The organism is Marinobacter sp. ANT_B65, assembly GCF_002407605.1.
Lineage (GTDB): Bacteria > Pseudomonadota > Gammaproteobacteria > Pseudomonadales > Oleiphilaceae > Marinobacter.
Map to the genome: position 1 here is coordinate 2,152,195 of NZ_NXGV01000001.1, position 18,961 is coordinate 2,171,155.

At 54.2% G+C, this 18,961-nt stretch carries 18 protein-coding genes; 6 read left to right on the plus strand and 12 right to left on the minus strand.

Translation table 11 applies throughout. From position 1 onward, the window contains the following. Nucleotides 1-2: 2 nt before the first annotated feature. Together CPA50_RS09855 and CPA50_RS09860 are read left to right on the plus strand one after the other, a co-directional pair. Nucleotides 3-980 (plus strand): ketopantoate reductase family protein, encoded by a 978-nt coding sequence (locus CPA50_RS09855; RefSeq protein ID WP_179397179.1) that lies wholly within the window; start codon nucleotides 3-5, stop codon nucleotides 978-980. A gap of 36 nt (nucleotides 981-1,016) precedes the next feature. Beyond that, the gene (locus tag CPA50_RS09860; RefSeq protein WP_096782200.1) at nucleotides 1,017-1,574 is read left to right on the plus strand and encodes a cob(I)yrinic acid a,c-diamide adenosyltransferase; all 558 of its coding nucleotides are present in this window, start codon (nucleotides 1,017-1,019) and stop codon (nucleotides 1,572-1,574) included. A gap of 150 nt (nucleotides 1,575-1,724) precedes the next feature. On the opposite strand, the gene CPA50_RS09865 is transcribed toward CPA50_RS09860, so the two are convergent. The 4 genes from CPA50_RS09865 to CPA50_RS09880 form a co-directional block, all read right to left on the minus strand. Then, complete coding sequence (locus tag CPA50_RS09865) at nucleotides 1,725-3,755, minus strand: methyl-accepting chemotaxis protein (protein WP_096782201.1); 2,031 nt, start codon at nucleotides 3,753-3,755, stop codon at nucleotides 1,725-1,727. Between the two features lie 98 nt (nucleotides 3,756-3,853). After that, complete coding sequence (gene ampE, locus CPA50_RS09870) at nucleotides 3,854-4,741, minus strand: regulatory signaling modulator protein AmpE (RefSeq protein WP_096782202.1); 888 nt, start codon at nucleotides 4,739-4,741, stop codon at nucleotides 3,854-3,856. Then, the gene (gene ampD / locus CPA50_RS09875; protein ID WP_227519598.1) at nucleotides 4,742-5,350 is read right to left on the minus strand and encodes a 1,6-anhydro-N-acetylmuramyl-L-alanine amidase AmpD; all 609 of its coding nucleotides are present in this window, start codon (nucleotides 5,348-5,350) and stop codon (nucleotides 4,742-4,744) included. It abuts the gene before it with no gap. 138 nt (nucleotides 5,351-5,488) lie between these two features. After that, nucleotides 5,489-7,798 (minus strand): DUF1631 domain-containing protein, encoded by a 2,310-nt coding sequence (locus tag CPA50_RS09880; RefSeq protein WP_096782203.1) that lies wholly within the window; start codon nucleotides 7,796-7,798, stop codon nucleotides 5,489-5,491. A 225-nt stretch (nucleotides 7,799-8,023) separates the two neighbouring features. Here CPA50_RS09880 and nadC point away from each other — a divergent pair, with 225 nt between their 5' ends. After that, nucleotides 8,024-8,887, plus strand: coding sequence for a carboxylating nicotinate-nucleotide diphosphorylase (gene nadC, locus CPA50_RS09885; protein ID WP_096782204.1), 864 nt, complete (start codon nucleotides 8,024-8,026; stop codon nucleotides 8,885-8,887). Here the strand turns inward: nadC and CPA50_RS09890 are convergent. From CPA50_RS09890 to CPA50_RS09905, 4 genes are all read right to left on the minus strand, one after another. After that, nucleotides 8,866-9,201 carry a YqcC family protein gene (locus CPA50_RS09890; protein WP_096782205.1) on the minus strand — a complete coding sequence of 112 codons (336 nt, stop codon included), beginning with the start codon at nucleotides 9,199-9,201 and terminating at the stop codon, nucleotides 8,866-8,868. The two genes, nadC and CPA50_RS09890, sit on opposite strands and share 22 nt — an antisense overlap. A gap of 11 nt (nucleotides 9,202-9,212) precedes the next feature. Beyond that, on the minus strand, nucleotides 9,213-10,010 hold the full coding sequence (locus tag CPA50_RS09895) for a ParA family protein (protein ID WP_096782206.1): 798 nt from the start codon (nucleotides 10,008-10,010) through the stop codon (nucleotides 9,213-9,215). Nucleotides 10,011-10,093: 83 nt separating this feature from the next. Next, a complete protein-coding gene (hda, locus tag CPA50_RS09900) occupies nucleotides 10,094-10,810 on the minus strand; it encodes a DnaA regulatory inactivator Hda (protein ID WP_096782207.1) in 717 nt (238 codons plus the stop codon). Between the two features lie 171 nt (nucleotides 10,811-10,981). After that, entirely contained in the window at nucleotides 10,982-12,253 is a 1,272-nt protein-coding gene (locus tag CPA50_RS09905; protein WP_227519546.1) for a DUF2066 domain-containing protein, read from the minus strand. A gap of 212 nt (nucleotides 12,254-12,465) precedes the next feature. Between CPA50_RS09905 and purM the strand changes: the two genes are divergently transcribed. The 3 genes from purM to CPA50_RS09920 all read left to right on the plus strand — a co-directional run bounded on the left by purM (nucleotide 12,466) and on the right by CPA50_RS09920 (nucleotide 15,024). Beyond that, nucleotides 12,466-13,530, plus strand: coding sequence for a phosphoribosylformylglycinamidine cyclo-ligase (purM, locus tag CPA50_RS09910; protein WP_096782415.1), 1,065 nt, complete (start codon nucleotides 12,466-12,468; stop codon nucleotides 13,528-13,530). Then, complete coding sequence (purN, locus tag CPA50_RS09915) at nucleotides 13,527-14,189, plus strand: phosphoribosylglycinamide formyltransferase (protein ID WP_096782208.1); 663 nt, start codon at nucleotides 13,527-13,529, stop codon at nucleotides 14,187-14,189. The genes purM and purN overlap by 4 nt, the downstream gene beginning before the upstream one ends. Nucleotides 14,190-14,325: 136 nt before the next feature. Next, complete coding sequence (locus tag CPA50_RS09920) at nucleotides 14,326-15,024, plus strand: DUF3108 domain-containing protein (protein WP_096782209.1); 699 nt, start codon at nucleotides 14,326-14,328, stop codon at nucleotides 15,022-15,024. Here CPA50_RS09920 and CPA50_RS09925 read toward each other — a convergent pair. The 4 genes from CPA50_RS09925 to apbC all read right to left on the minus strand — a co-directional run bounded on the left by CPA50_RS09925 (nucleotide 15,021) and on the right by apbC (nucleotide 18,884). After that, nucleotides 15,021-16,298 (minus strand): valine--pyruvate transaminase, encoded by a 1,278-nt coding sequence (locus CPA50_RS09925; RefSeq protein ID WP_096782210.1) that lies wholly within the window; start codon nucleotides 16,296-16,298, stop codon nucleotides 15,021-15,023. The two genes, CPA50_RS09920 and CPA50_RS09925, sit on opposite strands and share 4 nt — an antisense overlap. Before the next feature lie 79 nt (nucleotides 16,299-16,377). After that, nucleotides 16,378-16,977 carry a YjaG family protein gene (locus CPA50_RS09930; RefSeq protein ID WP_096782211.1) on the minus strand — a complete coding sequence of 200 codons (600 nt, stop codon included), beginning with the start codon at nucleotides 16,975-16,977 and terminating at the stop codon, nucleotides 16,378-16,380. Further along, nucleotides 16,974-17,540, minus strand: a complete 567-nt coding sequence (dcd, locus tag CPA50_RS09935; RefSeq protein WP_096782212.1) for a dCTP deaminase — start codon at nucleotides 17,538-17,540, stop codon at nucleotides 16,974-16,976. Before dcd ends, CPA50_RS09930 begins: the two co-directional genes overlap by 4 nt. A 243-nt stretch (nucleotides 17,541-17,783) precedes the next feature. Beyond that, nucleotides 17,784-18,884 carry an iron-sulfur cluster carrier protein ApbC gene (gene apbC, locus CPA50_RS09940; RefSeq protein ID WP_096782213.1) on the minus strand — a complete coding sequence of 367 codons (1,101 nt, stop codon included), beginning with the start codon at nucleotides 18,882-18,884 and terminating at the stop codon, nucleotides 17,784-17,786. Between the last annotated feature and the right edge of the window lie 77 nt (nucleotides 18,885-18,961).

The following is an 18,961-nucleotide window of genomic DNA, read 5'->3' on the forward strand; positions in this document are numbered from 1 at the left end:
CTATGGCGTCTGCGGGTGAGCGCTCCGGGAGTGGCGGATTGATCGCCATTCTTGGAGCGGGTTCTTTGGGGCGGCTTTGGGCCGCCCTTTTGCCGTCTGCCCACTGTGGCTTTTTGCCTCGGCTCTCTGGTGGTGAACTTCGGAGAAGCTTCAGCCTTCAGGAAACCCCTCCCGAAACACGCTGTGAATACATCCTTGTACGCTCTGCTCCGCCCTTTGGTGAAGCCCGCATCCATGTTGATTTGCCTTGGTTCAGGTCAGCTGAGAATGTAAAGCTTCTTCTCGTAACCACCAAGGCTAGCGATACGCTTACTGCCCTGAATGACTGGTTGCCTCATATTCCGAACGACACCCCCGTTGTTTTGTTTCAGAACGGCTTAGGCAGTCAACATACAGTTGCTGAGCGCTGGCCGGGCCGACCGATTTTAGCGGCCAGCACTACCGAAGGTGCAAACAGACCTTCCCCGGATGCTCTGGTTCATGCCGGAGCTGGTGATACCTGGGTAGGAGCACTAACAGACTCCGCTACTTACTACACGGCAAGTATTGTCGAACAGTTGGCTGAGACCGGTTTGCGAATTCATGCTGAGGAGAACATCCTGCAGAGACTTTGGCAGAAGCTGGTAGTGAATGCGGGGATCAATCCGTTTACAGCCCTGCTCGACTGCCCTAACGGAGACATTCTGGGCTTGCCTCTCTATCAGGAGAACATTGACGGGCTTTGTTCAGAGATATCTGTTCTGCTTCAAGCAGAAACCTCTGAGGCTGTTGCGCCGGAGGTTCTTCGGGAACGAATCGAAACAGTAGCAAGAAATACCGCCAGCAATACGTCGTCCATGCGCGCGGATGTGATGGCAAGGCGCAAAACCGAGATTGATTTTATCAATGGCTATCTTGTGCAATGCGGAAAGCGCCACGGTGTTGCCACGCCGGTAAACCAAATGCTGACCGAACGAGTACAAACTCTGTACCGTTTTTAACGATTCCGCATCATCTCACCAATAAGGAGCACTTTCATGGGCAATCGCCTTTCCAAGATATACACCCGTACCGGTGATGACGGTACTACCGGCCTGGCCGATGGAAACCGCCTGCCAAAGAGCGCCCCACGTGTTGAAGCAATGGGAATGACCGATGAGCTGAACTGCCACATTGGCCTGCTGATTGAAACTCTGGATAGCGACGATGACATGCTGGACTCTTTGCGTCGCATTCAGCATCACCTGTTTGATCTTGGCGGTGAATTTGCCATTCCTGGCAGTGAGGCAATCAACAATGATCACATCAGCTGGCTGGAAGATCTGCTGGATGAAATGAACGAGCCCTTGCCGCCGTTGAAAAACTTCATCCTGCCCGGCGGTAGCCCGGCCGCAGCTCAGTGCCATCTGGCCCGCGCAGTTTGCCGCCGTGCGGAGCGTGTAGTGGTTGCCCTCAGCCAGGAGGATTCAATAAACGTGTTGGCACGCCAGTATCTTAACCGTCTATCAGACCTGTTGTTTGTAGCTTCGAGGGTGTTAGCGCGCCGGGAAGGCGCTGAAGAGATTCTTTGGGATCAAAAAAAATCAGGAATGTAACGGTCACGCTGAGCGTAACATTGCATTCACCATAATCAGGCAAGGTGTGGCGCAGAGGCTCCGGAAACTGTGCGGAGCCAAGCGTACACGGACGTATTCACAGCGTGTTTCCCGAGCCTCTGCGCCACACCTTGCCGTCTATCCAATAATTCAGACTTTAAACGCCTCAACAAGCCTCTGCAGTGAAGCCGTCAGATCAGACATCTCCTGAGATGAAATCAGGGTTTCTTCAGCATTAGAGGCAGTCGATGCCCCCAGCTCGCCAATGTGTGCAACACTGGCATTGACGTCTTTCGACACCGCAGACTGCTCTTCCGCTGCCTGGGCAATCTGGTGACTCATATCCACAATCACCGAGATACCCTGAGCAATCCGGCTCAGTGCTTCGGTCACCTCTCCAGACTTTTCAACGGTTACCTGAGTCACATCGCGGCTGTTTGTCATGGCCGTTACAGCATCCTTCACGCCACTTTGAAGCTGTGAAATCATGCCTTCAATTTCCTCTGTAGATTTGTGCGTGCGCTGGGAAAGAGAGCGCACTTCATCAGCCACAACGGCGAAACCACGGCCATATTCGCCAGCACGAGCCGCTTCGATTGCCGCGTTCAGCGCCAGAAGATTGGTTTGCGCAGCTATGGCTTTGATTTCCACCAGAACCTGACTGATGCTGTCACTGTCGGCGCTAACCCGGCTGATCACATCCACTGCCCCGGATATCTCACTTGCCAGCCTGTTGATGGTCTCCACCGTATCCGAAACTACGTCGCGGCCAGTTTCTGTATCCTGTTCTGCAGCTGTGGCACTGTCTGCAACCCGGCGAGCACTTTCTGTCACCTCGTTCACCGCTTCAACCATCTGATTCATGGCTTCATTGATCTGACCACTCTCCGCCATCTGGCGCGCCACCGCCTCACTGTTAGCTGCTGCGGTATCCTTTACCTTCGCTGCCTGCTGATCAACCTCCGATGTCGTCTGTCCGACAGAACGTATCAGTTCGGCTATACGGTCCGTCATACTGTTGAATTCAACCGTCAGTTCACCGAGTTCATCGCGGTTATCCAGGGAAATCCGGGTAGTCATGTCGCCTGCAGCCACCTTGCGCGCAGCCTCACTGAAGCGGTTGATAGCAGTTCGGACCGACATGAAGAAGCCAATATAGAGATATACGACAATCAGAAGAACCGCGACAAGTGACACCATGATCAGACGACGCTGGCTTACTTCCTGCCCCAGGCGAGCATTAAGACTGGTTTCTATCACATCAAACACAGCTGTTTTCAACTCACTGTAGCTCTCCAGCTGTGCGGAAAGACGCGAATCATATTCCTGCCAGGAAAGTTCCAGCCGCATAGGTGTAATAATATTTACGTCCAGCAACTCACGGACGCCAAGAAGACTTTCTTCTACGTTCGGGAGGGCATCGCCTGCCCGGGACGCCAGTGCAGGAGAAACGTCTGCAGCAAGTGCCAGAGCTGGTAAAAGCAGCGAACTGCGATTGGTAAGACCATCATAGATTTCGTTGAGTGTTTCACTGAGAGCATAGCCTAGCTGCCCTTCGACCAATGCATAGGAGCCGTAGGAACGCGCCTGCCCGATGACACTTCGGGCGTCAGGAAGGGTTTCACGAATCAGCCCCAGAACCACCTGATTTTCCCTCGATGTCCCCTGGCCCAGCCCGGACGTCTCGATGGTTGCGGGAAGGAGCGCCAGTGCTTTCTGGACAAACTCCTGGTAGTACTTGAACTGCGGATCGAAATTGCCCTGGTAGTGATCATCTGCGCGGAGAGTCTGCCAGTCAGCCTGCAGGGCTTCGACCTGTTCAGCCCATGCTCCAGATGCATCAAAAGAGCGCGCCTCCAATATCAGCCTTTCCAGAACAGAAGTAATCTCTTCGGCAGCTTTATCTGAGCGGGCCCTGATAGCTTCGTTGTTTTTTGTCACCGCCGGCGCCCGGTAATCCCGGTAGTCCATTGAGACATCTACAAGATGGTCTATCCGGCGCAATTGCTCCAGGCCCGACACGCCGCGCGTCACGGCTTCAACAGAACGGTTGAGCTCGGTCATCACAAGCCAGGACAGCCCGCCAATCGGCAAGAGAAACAGAATACTGATAAGACTGAACTTATACAGCATCGGCAACCGGTTCATCAGTGCTACTGCAGGAGAAATGAATTGGTTCACATCGGCCCTCTCTCTGAAACCTGAACGGCTGGACTCTTTTTATTTTTTATCGCCCTGCCGCCTGAAAACTTGAGTGCAGCCTTTCGTTTCGGAACTCTTCAGACAACCCCGGCAATAACCATTAACGCCAGTGCGCAGATCCAGACCAGCATACTCCTGTTCAGCAGATCCCTTACTGCATTCAGGCTACGGCCGCCGAAACCAGCCCATTCATCAAGGTGAACCCGGGAAAACCTGGCAGGATCAAGCGCGTACCCGGTTAAAGACCCATTGGCCGCGATCATGAGTACTTCTGAGGTGTTTTTAGTCGTTTCGGCAATGGCTTGTCTGGCTTCTGCCAGCCAGCCTGAAAGGTCACCTGCAATTCCGAATGTTAAGGCGAGCAGCCTTGCGGGGATCCAGCTCACCCATTCACAGGCTTTAAGATACCTGGGTCTCGCGGCTGCCTGTGGCCACTGTTCGGACAGAGCCACAAGCCCCCGCACGAAAATTGCCACGCCGATTCCGCCCACGACATACCAGAATGCAACAAGGAAAAAACGCTCAAAGGCCGCCATCATAAGAGCCCGGGACAGTGAAAGGTGCATAACCTCCGGTGAAGCTGCAGCTCCACGCTCCGCTGCAGGCAGGCGCTTCTGGATATGGTGCCAGGCCGCCTGCATGTCGCCCCTCTGCCAGGCATCTGCATAGGACTCAACCGACTGCCGCCAGCCTGGCATCCCCATCATCAGTACAAGAACAAAAATTTCAAGTGGATACGCAGTAATCCGCCAGCCGTACATCGATAGAATATACACACACACAGCCGCCAGAATTGCGGGCAACGCCACCAGAAACAGACCAACTGAAATACCTGATTCAGAGCCGGCTTTAACTTTACTGCCCCTGCGAAACCAGCGCCGCCAGAGTGCGTCGCTGGAAATGGCATTGAGGCTATCAAGCCTTCTCCGCACAAGGTAGGCAATCAGAAACACCACCAGAATCATTTACACAGCTCCCTTTTGGGCCAGATGAGTCAGTTTTTTACGGTATATGTCTGACTGAGCGGCCTGCAGAGAAACCCGGAAGTCACGCCAGTCAAATGCCGGCCCGGGATCGGTCTTTCGGCCAGGGGCAATATCGCAGTGCCCGGTAATACGGTCATTGGTAATGTCCGGCCAGGCGGAGCTGATCACTGCCGACAATTCAGCCAGTGAACGATACTGCTCTGCTGTATAGGGAATATCATCCGCCCCTTCAAGCTCGATTCCGATAGAAAAGTCATTGCACTCATCAACACCCTGAAAGCTGGAACGTCCGGCATGCCAGGCTCTGTCCAACAGGCTGACAAACTGCACCTTCGCCCCATCCCTTCTGATCAGGACATGAGCCGAAACACGCATATCGGCAATGGTTGAGAAGTACGGATGTTCAGCAGGGTTCAGACTGTTCGTAAAAAAATCTTCAATATAAGGCCCGCCAAACCGGCCAGGAGGAAGACTGATGCTATGAACGACAAGAAGACTGATAACCGCGCCCTCGGGACGAAGGCCGTAGTTCGGTGAGAAGCACCAACGGGCAGATGCAAGGCGCCCGGTTTGACGGAGGACCTTTATGTCTTCGCCGTAAACGACGATGCCAGACTGCTCAGCGGCTGAATGATCAGGGGTTGAAAGAGGCAAGATGAATCCATAATTGTCAGAGCATTACTTTGTGCTTTGATTGAATCACAAAGCAAGGCCTGTTGCCACGGATCAATCTGTACGGCTACTCCGCAGGTTATCAATGATAGATTCCAGGGCCCTGTCGAAAATAAGGCCATCATCAAGCATGGCTACGGCCCCGCTTGCCATAGCGGCAGCCAGTTCCTGACGACGGTACTCGGCAACCTTCGCACCACTGCGATTGACAAAGATATACTTCCCAGTAGCTCTTATAACCGCCGCAAGCTTGCAGCGGAATTTGTTTTCCTCACGGGTAAGTTCAACCCAGGCACCAACACGAAGTCTGTCTGCCCGGTCCAGCCACAGCTCGGAAACCGGCTCTGCATCTTCAGGTGCGGGAGTTTCAATGACAGGACTGGAAAGCACCGGAGGCTCAATCCCGGCGTCGTTTGACTCAGACGCCGAAGCCTCTGGCTCCGGCCGTTTTTCGGGCTGAGCTCTCATTTCGGCCAGGGGTGCGTCTTCGGCTGCCGGAGGTGATGACCGGCGGCGCGACGCTGTCGCAAGGCGCTGCAGCACATCAACGTGCGCCAGCTCAAGATCCCGAATCGCTGTATCAGTTGCGAACGGATCCCAGGAAATTTCCTGAAGGGCCACACGAAAATCGTCGACAATCGCAGGAATAGCTCTGAGAAGGTCGCTTCGGGTTGAGTCGTCAACCGGCTGAGGATCAACACTCCAGACGATGTGGCCAGTCAGTTCGCTGGCATCGGCCCAGCGCGCACCATCCTCACCTTCACGCAATACAACCCACTGAAGATATTTCACCCACGCTTCGTTCAGCATCACGAAAACAGATTCCGGGATATCCCTGCCAGACGTGAGGTCGTTCACCAGCGACTCTGCAACCTGACATGCACGTTCCTGCCGGGCCCTTCCCTCTTCAGCATCCCGCAGGCGCTGCTCTACCAGCTCCCTACGCCGGCGATCAAGGTCAGTAAAATGACTGAAGTCTTTCAGAAGCTCATCAAAAATCGACGCGTTATCTGTAAATTCGGTCAGTACCCGACTCACGACCGATTGAATTTTTTCATGCAGCGGGTCACGTTGACCAGCTCGCTTCTCACTCCAGCCAATGGCAGAGAGAGCCAGCTCATTCAGTAGCTTGCGGACAGGGTGACCACCCCGGTTAAAAAAGTTCTTGTCGCTCAATGCAACTTTCAAGACAGGTATCTGCAACCGGCCAATCAGGGCTTTCATTACCGGATGGAGCTGGCGATCCTCCAGAATAAAATCGAAGAGCATGGATACCAGGTTGATAACATCACTATCCACCTGGCCAATATTGGTTTTCTGGCCATCAGCCGCCTGAAGAATAGACTGAAGTTGCTGATCAAGGGAGGGAACCTCTCCCTCATCCCAGTCGCCACAGGATGCCTGAGCCTCGCTGAGACGAGCCATCAGCCGGTCAGTATCGAGGTAGGATTCGCCTGAAGCATCAGATCCGGCCGTAGAATGAGAATTTCCTCTCTGGTGCAGGAGTGCACTCAGCTCAGAAAAAGTCGCATTGGAAATGCCGCCCTGGACCAGATCATGGTTCTGAAGCTTATTCTGTTCGTTTGCATCTTCGCCAGCCCCATACCGACCCGGGCTGGGAGGCACAGGTGTTGAAGCAGTCAATTCAGCACGGGGATTACCAGCAGTACGGGCTTGCCCCCGTTTGGCATCGGGCAATATGCCCTCAGAAATCAGGGTGCGGTTCGCCTCCTGGTAAAAGTCACCAAGCGTGTCGCCCAGCAAGCGGTCAAACAGCTTCAATACAACAAGTTTTGCGCGGATATCGATATCGAGATCCGCGCATGCGTCAGCGACCCCCCCACAGATCACTTCCGGGCTGAGCGGCATCTGGTTATCAGAAAGCTCAACTCCAGGCACAAGATGATTGACCCGCAACGACAAAAACTGAATCTGGCTCTGATAACGGTTACGAAGCTTGTTGATCAGATTATCAATTGCAACCTGTTGTTCAAGGTCTGAATGCTCTACAAGACTTAACGAATCCTGATCAACCTCATCCAGGGCACCGCCAGACTGTCGCGGCTGGAACTTGCCAATATCGTTAAATGCCTGGCTGACGTACTGCAGGACTGAGACGGCCATTGCTTTGCGTCTTAGTCTTAGCTCACGCATAGCATCAAAATAAACCGTCTGATCCTTGTTGGAACCTGCACGGTCTGCAAGCTCAAACAGGGCGTCATCAGCACGTTCGAAAAAACGTCCGAGAACAGCTTTCAGAGACTGTCCCGATGAATCACGCAGGCGAACGAGGGCCGGTGGCAGATCAAACCGCGAAAACGGTTTCTGACCAGAAAAACTGACAACCTTGTTATCCTGCTTCATTGAACGACTCCGAACCAGAGCGGATGAATCGACTGGCCATAGGTTTGAAACTATTCTTGATTACATATCATACGGGCTGATCACGTCACCTTGTGTCAGAATTTGTCACCTTTTGTGTAAACCGGACCTGGGTCACAATTCTTTCGACATTTGGCTAAATCCCTGGTGAACTATAGAATCGTGACCCCGAAGTATTTGGCCCCTGACAAAAGCGGATGCATCATCATGAACTTCACTGAGCGCCTACGCCAGTCACGAATAGAAAGCGTCGCAGTAAGCCTGCGCGAAGATATAGGTGACGGCGATATCACAGCCCGACTGATCCCACTGAAAAAGCAGGCCACGGGGCAGGTAATAACACGTGAACAGGCGACCATAGCAGGACGAGAATGGGTGGACGAAGTGTTCCGCCAGGTAGACAGCTCGGTATCTCTGGAGTGGCTGGTCAAGGACGGAGACTCAGTTTCCCCGGACCAGGTTTTGTTCCGTCTGAAGGGAACAGCCAGAAGCCTTCTGACCGCCGAAAGAGCTGCGCTGAACTGGCTGCAGACTCTATCCGGAGTCGCAACAAACTGTGCAGGCTATGCCGCACAGGTAGCTCATACGGGCGTGCGCCTTCTCGATACCCGAAAAACCCTGCCCGGGTTGCGCCTTGCCCAGAAATACGCGGTGACCTGCGGCGGCTGCCACAATCACAGGATCGGCCTCTGGGACGCGTTCCTAATCAAGGAAAACCATATCGCTGCCTGCGGCTCTATCGCCAAAGCAGTTGATGAAGCCCGCAGAATTGCCCCGGGCAGACCTGTTGAAGTTGAAACCGAGAATCTGGAAGAGCTGGAACAGGCGCTCAACGCCGGAGCCGACATCATCATGCTCGATGAGTTCTCCATGGAGAACCTGCATGCTGCAGTCGCAATGAACGGTGGGCGAGCGAAGCTGGAAGCGTCCGGAGGCATCAACGCAAATACACTGGTAGCCATTGCCGAAACCGGCGTTGACTATATTTCTATCGGAGCCCTGACCAAGGACGTCAGGGCCGTAGACCTGTCCATGCGCCTGGACAGCGATCAGCTGCCCGACAGCAACTGATCAAAGGCCTCCAGTTCCCTGATCAGGCGTTGTCCTGATTCAGGGCGGCCACGAAAATACTCTTCAGCCATGGGAGCAATGCCCGAAACCGAGGGTAAGGGATGGTCATTTTCAATGATCAGCTTCATACGTTCCAGAAACACAAACTGCATCCACTGGGAAAATGCCAGTGTATCGAGACAAAACGGCTCGGTGCTCCTGAAGGCGTCTTCATCAGGGCGCTCGCTCTCCCATAATCCGAGCCGGCGCAGTTCCATCTCGACACCCAGAAGACAGTCGGCAATTTGTCCAGAAACGTCACCGGAATTGTTCATAAAATCCTGCCTTAATCTCCCAGCGGTTCCAGCTCAACAGCCTCACCGTGCAATACACTGAACAGATTTTCAAACTGGCGTGTAAGCGGGTGCTTCGGAGCCATGTATATGAGCGGCTGCCGGCACTGATGGGATTCTTTCATTTTTACCGAACTTGACAAGCGCACCGGCAATACCGGCAAACCTTCTTCAATCAACTCCTTTACCAGTTGCCGGGGCAAGCTGGCCCGGGGCTGAAACTGATTAGCCACAATCCCCTCAACAACAAGCTCTTCGTTATGGTCTTCCTGAAGATCACGGATCTCGTTAAGGATGTTATAAAGCGCCTGTCGGGAAAAATCATCGCAATCAAACGGAATCAGGCAGCGCTGGGCAGCAATAAGTGCCGATCGGGTATAAAAATTCAGCGCCGGAGCCGTATCAATGTAGATTGAATCAAAGGACTCTCCCAGTTTTTTCAGCGCTTCCCTGAGTTTGTATATTTTATGCTTTGCCTCCAGCTTGCGCTCAAGAAAATCCAGCTCCGGGCTGGAGGGCATAACAAAGAGATTTTCGAACGGCGTAGCATGAACAAACTCTTCCGGACGCCGGTTGAATACCTTGAACGCCACCGTCTGCTCCAGCATGTCTGCAACAGTATCCTTGAGTTCACTGGCCGGTTTACCCAGGAGATAATGCGTCGAGTTACCCTGGGGGTCCAGATCAACCACGAGCGTACGGTTTCCGCGTGCTGCACTGATCGCAGCCAGATTACAGGTAATACTGGACTTACCTACTCCGCCTTTCTGATTGAATACCACCCGTCTCATGTCATCTCTCCATCAGGCATTTTGCCGGTGCCATGTCGTTTGAATGCCGCATCTGTGCTCTGGTGTGCCTGGCATCTTTGTTCCTACCACTGCATCACCGTTTTCACAAACGGGATGGTAAGCCTGCGCTGAGCCTGCAACGAGTTTTCATCAAGGGTATCCAGAATACCTAATAGATCGCCGAGACGCCGCGGTGCCCGGCGCATGATGAAGCCAGCAACATCGTCCGTCATTGTCAGCCCTCGCTGCTCGGCACGGGCCATCAGAATTTTCAGACGGTCATCGTCACGGTATATTCCAAGCTGGACGATAAGCCCATGATGCAGCCGCGAGACCAGATCCGGCAAGAGAAAAGGCAGGGAACCAGGAACTTCCGAGAGACTTACAACCAGCATACGCCCCTGATCGTGCAGCCGGTTATAGAGGTGAAAAACGGCCTCTTCCCAGTCTGCCTTTCCCGCGACCCTGTCGAGATCATCCAGGGCGACAACGTCCATGGTATCGAGCCCCGCAAGCGATTCCGGCCCGAAAGGCTCCAGCTCAGCAATGCTGATACAAACTGCAGATCTCCCTTCAGCTTCCGCACGATGGCAGGCCGCCTGCAACAGGTGACTTTTGCCGGTATCTGAATCACCACAGACCACAACAACTGGCAGGCCTGCCGGCTCGCTGAACACCGACAACAACCTCAGCGCTGCTTCCCTGTTGCGATCACCATGAAAATTATCAAAGCGGGCATCATCCCGAAGCCTTACACCAAGAACCAGTTGAGAAGAGCTCACGTCTGCCAGACCTTCCATGCCCGCATACCCCAGACCAGAACGATAATAACGCCCGGAATCACAGTAATCTGAACCAGTGTATTCAACTTGCCGGGCATACCGGGTTCCACATCAAAACGACCAATACAGCATAAGTAGCGGAATCACGCGCCAGGCACATACCTTCAACGCCCCGCCTCCGGCGACTGCTTACTGTGCGCCATCACTTCCGATAACCGGCGCGGGTTGCCACCGGTAATAGAGAACCTGATAAAGCGATTCGAATGCCTGTTCGGCATCTTCTTCATCCACAGGCGATGGCTGATAGGTAAACACGGATTGCTCAGACGAGGTCGCACCAGCATCTTCTTGCGAAACCGTCTCTGGCCGGGGCTCTGCAGCTTTCATTTCCCTGACCTCACCTTCAACCGGCACAAATCGTGAATCCAGCGCAACATATTCCCGAAGCTGATCAAGCTCTCCAGAGAAAGCCACTCTCAGCGTCAACTGCTCACCCTTCACCCGGGACGCTCCGACTTTTACGATCGGAGTCAGGCCTTCAAGAGCCTGGCTGGCTTTTCCATAGTCTGAAACAGACGTTACACCACGTAATACGATATCGACCTGAGGCAAGTCTCCAACCTCTCCCGCTGCAACTGCGTAGCGGTTGGCATAGAGTTCCGCCCAACGATCCACAAGCACCTCTGCCAGGGCTTCACGTGTATCCGCACTGACTGATTCTTCACTGCTGTTCAGCTTTGCGCCTTCAAAGACCCAACCTGCACGCCACTGACCACCTGAGCGGCTGACGCGTACCAGAGCAAGAACATCGTGCTCCACACCCTCAGAAGACTTGAGTACGCGCCCGGTGAACTGCCCCCATATGTCCGACAACAACTCCCGGTTTCCACCAAACTCCTTTGGCGGCAGAGCTACCGGCAGCCCTCTCTCACGGGCAGCACGAGCAAATGCTGACGACCAGACACCGGTATCGCCACCATTATCCAGACCTTCGCCATCACCTGTAACCAGTTTGCGAACTCCGCGATCTTCCACTGCCACCCAGGCCAGCGTCAGAGGGCGGTTAGCGCCCCAGACCGGCGCATCCAAAGATGCCAGAGCCCGGTTCACGCCCACAGCGCCAAAGGACATCCTTAAACGACTAGATCCAGTATTGCTCCGAAGCAACTGATAGGACAGCAACAAGGATTCCGCATCTGCCAGCAAGTCCTGCACCCCCTCCAGTGCAAGCACCTCCCGGGTACCTGAAATTCGCACAAAGACCCGGGAGAGACCATCCGCATACCCCTGAGCGAGGGCATTCCGCCCGGAACCTGATACCGGAACATCGACAGAATAAAGCCCGGACACCGTTACCGCAGCCGCAGGGGCTGGCACGATGGCCAACATAAACGCACAAAAAGCGGCAAGACATAAGACTGGTAACCGCTTAAAAACCGGGATCTGGTCTGATACTGGCATGAAACACCCTGCAGTTCGTATTAATGGCGAACAGGATACACCATGCCCCCGAGCCTGAGTAGCCGACACAGGTTTCAGAAATGCAATCTTGCCGACCTGTTAGGTGCCCCGCCACAGGAATCAAAGCCTGCTCACGGTAATTGCACTTGGAGCGCTACACTGCACCTGCTAAAATCCGCCGCCTGACCCACTGGCCAACGGTTAAGAACACCATGAGCGAACAGAAGCCTTCCCTGACATACCGCGACGCAGGCGTTGACATTGACGCAGGCAATGAACTTGTCAGCCGCATCAAGGAAACCGCCGCACGCACCCGGCGCCCCGAGGTTCTTGGAGGCCTTGGCGGGTTTGGCGCCATGGTAGCGATTCCAGCCGGGTACAAGGAGCCAGTGCTGGTATCCGGCACCGATGGAGTGGGAACCAAACTGAGGCTGGCCATGCAACTTGGCAAGCATGACAGTATTGGTATCGATCTTGTGGCTATGTGCGTTAACGATCTTATCGTGGGCGGCGCAGAGCCTTTGTTCTTCCTCGACTACTACGCCACCGGCAAGCTTAATGTCGATATAGCCGCAAACGTGGTTGCAGGCATTGGACAGGGTTGCGAGCTGTCTGGCTGCGCATTGGTTGGCGGTGAAACCGCAGAGATGCCTGGCATGTATGAGGGCGACGATTACGATCTCGCCGGTTTTTGCGTAGGCGTTGCAGAGCGCAGCGAAATCATTGACGGCAGTAAAGTGCAGGCAGGCGATGTGCTACTGGCGCTTGAATCCTCAGGACCTCACTCCAACGGTTATTCACTGATCCGGAAAATACTTGAAGTCAGTGAAGCCGACCTCAGTCAATCTGTCGGCGATACCTCTCTGGCAGATGCCCTGATGGCACCAACCAGGATTTATGTCAAAAATCTGCTGCAACTGATTCGCAAAGTGGATGTGCGCGCCCTGTCTCACATTACCGGCGGCGGCTTGCCGGAAAACATTCCAAGGGTTCTCCCAAAGGGCACCATTGCAGCCATCGACACCACAAGCTGGGAATTACCTCCGGTGTTCCAGTGGCTCAAGGACGCTGGCGGCGTGGCAAGCAACGAAATGTATCGTACCTTTAACTGCGGCATTGGCATGATTGTCTGTGTTCCGGCAAGTCAGAAAGACCTGGCACTGGAGGCTCTGAAAACACTGGGTGAGAAAGCCTGGCAGGTGGGGCTGATAGAGCGTACTGAAGACGCGGAAACAGATGCTGAAGTGCGTTATGCACCGGGGCTGCTTTCAGAATGAAGGCCGACCAACCAACTCTCCCCAAAATTCTGGTTCTGGCTTCCGGAAGCGGAACCAATCTGCAGGCGTTGATTGAATCCAGCCGGGAACGTGACTTTCCTGGCCAGATTGTTGCCGTGGGATGCAACCGGCCCAAAGCTTTTGCACTCGAACGGGCTGCCCAGGCAAATGTTGAAACTTTTATGGTCAATCATGAGGATTTCAGCTCCCGGGAAGAGTTCGACGCAGCGCTCATGGCTCATATCCTTCGCCACAATCCGGATCTTATCGTGCTCGCCGGGTTCATGCGGATTCTCACAACCGATTTTGTTCGGGCATTTCGCGGCAGGCTGATAAACATACATCCCTCTCTGCTGCCCCGGCATACGGGCCTGAACACCCATCAGAGAGCGCTTGATGCCGGCGACAGGATCCACGGGGTTTCCGTTCACTTCGTAACCGAAGAGCTTGATGGCGGCCCCGTGATCGCTCAGGCAGAGGTGGCAGTAGTCCCGGAAGACACGGCTGAGACTCTCGCGGAAAAGGTTCAGGCAAAAGAGCACCTGTTATACCCGATTGTCGTGCGCTGGTTCTGTGAAGGCCGGATTCAGCTGGGCGGCGAGCACATAATGTTCGACGGTCAGGCCCTGAACACCCCAATGCGCCTCCCGGACAATTGAGCCGCCTTACCAGACTGTCACCCCGTAATTCCTGCTGACCCGCTAGACTTTCAGCATTCATGCAGGATTAGAGGTCAACCAGATGCACTCAGCACGATGGACAAAATCAGTCCTCGAAAGAAGCCGGATTACAACGATGCCACTTCTGGCAACGGTTGCAATGCTTCTGGGCACGCCCACCAAAGCCGAAACCGGCCCCGCCCTGTTCCCTTTTGAAGTGAGCTATGACGCGGTTCTGGACAAGGGGCTGTCACTTAACGGCAGCGCCAAACGCATCCTGACGGCTCAGGGCAGTGATGTCTGGCTATATCGCACTGACGTAGATTCCTTCATTGCTGATATCGATGAGTCGCTGATTTTCAAATGGGAAGATGGACAGGTCATTCCACTCAGATACCGCTATCGCCTGTCGGGTTTTCTTATCAAGGACAGAAACCAGTCAATTGATTTCGACTGGAAGACAGGCGTCGCCACCGGTGAGTACCGTGAAAAACCTTTTCGGGTAGAACTGAAAGAAGGCACTCTCGACCCCCTTGGCTTCCAGGTCCAGCTACATCAGGACATCCGGAGCGGCATGAGGGAAATGGAATATCAGGTTCTGGATCGCGGCAATATTGATAGCGAGCGTTTTGCTGTCGTAAGTGACAACACCAGGGGCGCGGACAGCACTCAGTCTTCTTATCTCAAAGCCGAAAAGGTTCGTGAAAATTCCCAGCGGGAAACCTTGATGTGGTTTGATCCGGACAACAAATACGTACTGGTGCGCCTGCTTCAGGTTGAACCCGATGGCAGTCGCTATCAACTCGAACTCAAGGACGTTGACCTGGGAGGTTAAACCTCCCGGCCAGCCTCCGCCCAGACAGCCTTGACTTCATCCGCAATAATCCGCAGCCCCTGCGCCACACGCTCGTCGTCCTGCGAATAGGTTACGCGCAGGCATTCATGGCGATGCTGCCAGCCATCCTCCGGCAGCCCCGGAAAAAAGTAATGGCCAGATACCACAAGCACGCCACGGGCTTTTAAGCGCTGGTAGAGCTCCAGACTGGTAATGGGCAAGTCCGGGAACCACAGCCACAGGAACATCGCCCCCTCAGGCTTGTGAACATACCAACGACAACTGTCCTCGCCCATGGCCTCACGAAATGCTGCCACAGCCAACTCCATTTTCCGCTTGTAAAACGGGCAGACCACATCCCGGCTCAGAGACAGAATCTCGCCGGACCGAACCAGCGGCTCGGCGAGCATGGCGCCGAAACTGCCTGTCGCGAGATTCATGATGGCATTAATTCCAGACAAGGCTTTGATCACCGGCTCGGCGGCAATCACAATTCCCGTTCGCGCCGCTGGCAAGCCAAGCTTGGACAGGCTCAGACACAGGATAATCTGTTCATTCCAGGTGGGCCGGGCCTCTACAAACAGCAGGCTTGGGAAAGGCGTACCGTAGGCTCCGTCGACGATCAGTGGTACATCATGCTGGCGCGCCATTTCCTCCAGCCGCGCCAGCTCTTCATCAGTTATCACGTTACCTGTAGGATTCGTTGGCCGGGATACACAAATGGCTCCGGTATCCCCTGTCACTTCTACCGCATCAAAATCGACACGGTACTTGAATTCGTGGGCATCGGTGAACGAAATGTCCGGCTGCACGGCATGAAACAGACCGGGCTCTATTCCGGCATCCGCATAACCAATGTATTCGGGAGCCAATGGCAGCAATATATGCTTGCGCCGCCCCTCTCCATAGTCGCCACCAAACATGTTAAACAACATGAAAAAAGCAGCCTGACTGCCGTTGGTAAGCGCTATATTGCCAGGTTTAAGCCCCCAGTCGTATTCACGGTTGAGCAGTTCTGCCAGCGAAGCAATAAACTGCTTTTCCCCCTGGGGCGGATCATAAACCCCAACCAGTCGTCGCACATCACTTTCGCTGCGACTCATGTCAGCGAGAATTTCCTGCACCCGAGCCTGAATCTCCGGAATGTGCCCAGGGTTTCCCCCACCCATCATAATCATATCGTCGCCGGAGGCCATCGCATTACCAAGGTCATCCATCAACGAAGTTATGCCGGCGTCAGCGGTAAATTTACGGCCAAAAGCGGAGAGTTTCATGGGGCTAGATCCCTCTGATCGGTAACGTACAGTGAACAGGTACTAAAGGCATCGGGCGCATGCTGTGCCAGCGAGGGGGTCAGCTCCCCAGCGAGATACCAAGATTGCTGACACCCTCATTTGCGGCATCTTTGCGGATTCCGGCAATAAACGCCTCCAGAGGAGTGCGCTGGCGTTTAAGAGCCAGAACGAGATCTCGCTGGAAAGTTTTATCCTCTTTCATCAGCGGATGAGAGTCCAGTATACGAACAAGCTCATCCTCTTCCAGCCCTTCACCTTCCGACAGTTCGATAAAACTCATAACTGTAGCGGTTGCGAGCCGCGAGGCATCAGTAGCCCGGTGTTTGGATGGATTCAGGCGGTTGAGCAACGCCTGTTCCAGTAGCTGGCAGAAATCGAAAGCCGGATAAACGCCATAGGCATCATAGGCTTCTACGTCCGGAGACAGAGCTTCCAGTTTTACCAATAATTGCGGGATTGCCGTTTCTGCCACATCTTCCTGAAGCGCGCCCCAGGCGAGGTCCAGGATCTGGTGCATTTTTCCGCCGGTTTTCAGGCCGACCGCTTCGGCAAACAGGGCGTAGTTGGGGAATGAACGTTCGGCAAGGGCCAGCAGGAAGGCACATTCGCGCCATCCCTGCAGTTGGGAAACAGCTTTTAAAAACTGGTTGGCGTTCATGTTCTTGGAAGGGTCACTCCGGTTTGACCGAGGTATTTTCCGCCCCGGTCCTTGTAGCTGGTTTCGCAAATTTCATCAGATTCAAAGAAGAGCATCTGGGCAACGCCTTCGTTGGCGTATATTTTTGCGGGAAGATTGGTGGTATTGGAAAATTCCAGGGTGACCTGCCCTTCCCACTCCGGCTCCAGCGGGGTCACGTTTACGATAATCCCACAGCGTGCGTAGGTGGATTTACCCAGGCAGATGGTGAGTACACTGCGGGGTATACGAAAGTACTCAACTGTACGGGCAAGAGCAAAGGAGTTCGGCGGGATGATGCAAACGTCGCCGGTGTAGTTCACGAAACTGTTTTCGTCGAAATTTTTGGGATCGACTGTGGCCGAGTGTACGTTCGTGAAGATTTTGAATTCATTGCTGCAACGTACGTCGTAGCCGTAGCTGGAGGTGCCGTAGGAGATGACCCGGCCTTTTTCGGTTTCCCGAACCTGACCGCTCTCGAAGGGTTCGATCATGCCGTGTTGTTCAGACATCCGGCGAATCCACTTATCGGCTTTGATGCTCATGGGTTAAGTCTCGTGTTCACTGGGAAAATTGGGGCGTAGTTTACCTGTTCAACGGGGTTCTGTCGAAGCTCTTGATTGCTGGCGTTTGGCGGCTGCAGTCACAGGAAAGGCAGTTCAAAAACCGCTTCAAGCACATCCCTGTGGGCTTGCCTCCGGCCATCCCTGGCCTCCGACATTTTGAACTGCCTTTCCTGCGCCTGCGATCAGGCTATTGAGTTGGCCGCCGCGCAAACCGCGTCCGGGTTAGTGCGACTTCACGGAAACACTTGAAATCGCACCACTCAGGTTATGCTCCCTTGTCGAAAGCTCTGCACCAACCCGGCGGGCAATGTCACGGTAGCGGCGGGCCACTTCGGAATCAGGTTCGGCCGCAACCGTGGGTTGACCACTGTCGGTCTGTTCGCGGATCGTCATATGCAAGGGTAGCTGACCGAGAAGCGTTGTTTCGTACTCATCAGCGATGCGCTCACCACCTCCTTCGCCGAACAGATGCTCTTCATGGCCGCAATTGCTGCAGATATGTACGCTCATGTTTTCCACTACACCGAGCACAGGGATATCGACTTTGCGGAACATTTCTATACCTCGCTTGCCGTCAAGCAACGCTATATCCTGCGGGGTGGTGACAATAACAGCACCGGTGACCGGCACTTTCTGGGCAAGGGTAAGCTGGATATCCCCTGTGCCTGGCGGCATGTCAACAATGAGATAGTCCAGCTCATCCCACAAGGTCTGCTGCAGGAGCTGCATGACTGCGCCGCTGACCATGGGACCACGCCAGACCATGGGAGTTTTATCTGTCGTTACGAAGGCCATGGACATAGCCTGAAGGCCGTGGGCCTCCATTGGCAGAAAATACTTCTCTTCCCGCACACCCGGGCGCTTGCCGTCGGGAACTCCGAGCATCATGCCTATGCTGGGGCCGTAGATATCAGCATCCAGAATGCCGACGCGAGCGCCTTCAGCCTGAAGTGCCAGAGCAAGGTTGACTGCTGTGGTGGATTTGCCAACACCACCCTTGCCAGAGGCAACAGCTATGATGTTTTTGACGCCGGGAACAGACGGCAGGTCTTTCTGGACTTTATAGGAATGTACTTTCTGGCCTACATGAACATCCGCAGATGAAACCCCGTCAACATTCTCCAGTGCATTGGCTACCAGCTGTTTCAGTCCACCAGCAATACCTTTTGACGGGTATGGCAACTCCACCATCAGCGTTACCTTGCCCGCCTCGTCGACTTCCAGCGACTTTACGGCATCCAGGTCATAAAGATCCTTTTCAAGGTACGGATCCCGGTATTCTCGAACCGCTGCCTGCAGGGCCTGCTCTGAAATCTGTGTCATCTGGATCTCCGGAATTAAGGTCATGTTGATTTATCAACATGAAAACAGGTGTTTCGGGTGAAAATTATCTGCCCGAA

Bases quoted from the DNA above. Each gene is read 5' to 3' on its own strand.
- CPA50_RS09855 (WP_179397179.1), top strand. From the start codon at position 3: ATGGCGTCTGCGGGTGAGCGCTCCGGGAGTGGCGGATTGATCGCCATT.
- CPA50_RS09860 (WP_096782200.1), top strand. From the start codon at position 1,017: ATGGGCAATCGCCTTTCCAAGATATACACCCGTACCGGTGATGACGGT.
- ampE (WP_096782202.1), bottom strand. From the start codon at position 4,741: ATGATTCTGGTGGTGTTTCTGATTGCCTACCTTGTGCGGAGAAGGCTT.
- CPA50_RS09880 (WP_096782203.1), bottom strand. From the start codon at position 7,798: ATGAAGCAGGATAACAAGGTTGTCAGTTTTTCTGGTCAGAAACCGTTT.
- nadC (WP_096782204.1), top strand. From the start codon at position 8,024: ATGAACTTCACTGAGCGCCTACGCCAGTCACGAATAGAAAGCGTCGCA.
- CPA50_RS09890 (WP_096782205.1), bottom strand. From the start codon at position 9,201: ATGAACAATTCCGGTGACGTTTCTGGACAAATTGCCGACTGTCTTCTG.
- CPA50_RS09895 (WP_096782206.1), bottom strand. From the start codon at position 10,010: ATGAGACGGGTGGTATTCAATCAGAAAGGCGGAGTAGGTAAGTCCAGT.
- hda (WP_096782207.1), bottom strand. From the start codon at position 10,810: ATGGAAGGTCTGGCAGACGTGAGCTCTTCTCAACTGGTTCTTGGTGTA.
- CPA50_RS09905 (WP_227519546.1), bottom strand. From the start codon at position 12,253: ATGCCAGTATCAGACCAGATCCCGGTTTTTAAGCGGTTACCAGTCTTA.
- purM (WP_096782415.1), top strand. From the start codon at position 12,466: ATGAGCGAACAGAAGCCTTCCCTGACATACCGCGACGCAGGCGTTGAC.
- purN (WP_096782208.1), top strand. From the start codon at position 13,527: ATGAAGGCCGACCAACCAACTCTCCCCAAAATTCTGGTTCTGGCTTCC.
- CPA50_RS09920 (WP_096782209.1), top strand. From the start codon at position 14,326: ATGCCACTTCTGGCAACGGTTGCAATGCTTCTGGGCACGCCCACCAAA.
- CPA50_RS09925 (WP_096782210.1), bottom strand. From the start codon at position 16,298: ATGAAACTCTCCGCTTTTGGCCGTAAATTTACCGCTGACGCCGGCATA.
- CPA50_RS09930 (WP_096782211.1), bottom strand. From the start codon at position 16,977: ATGAACGCCAACCAGTTTTTAAAAGCTGTTTCCCAACTGCAGGGATGG.
- dcd (WP_096782212.1), bottom strand. From the start codon at position 17,540: ATGAGCATCAAAGCCGATAAGTGGATTCGCCGGATGTCTGAACAACAC.
- apbC (WP_096782213.1), bottom strand. From the start codon at position 18,884: ATGACACAGATTTCAGAGCAGGCCCTGCAGGCAGCGGTTCGAGAATAC.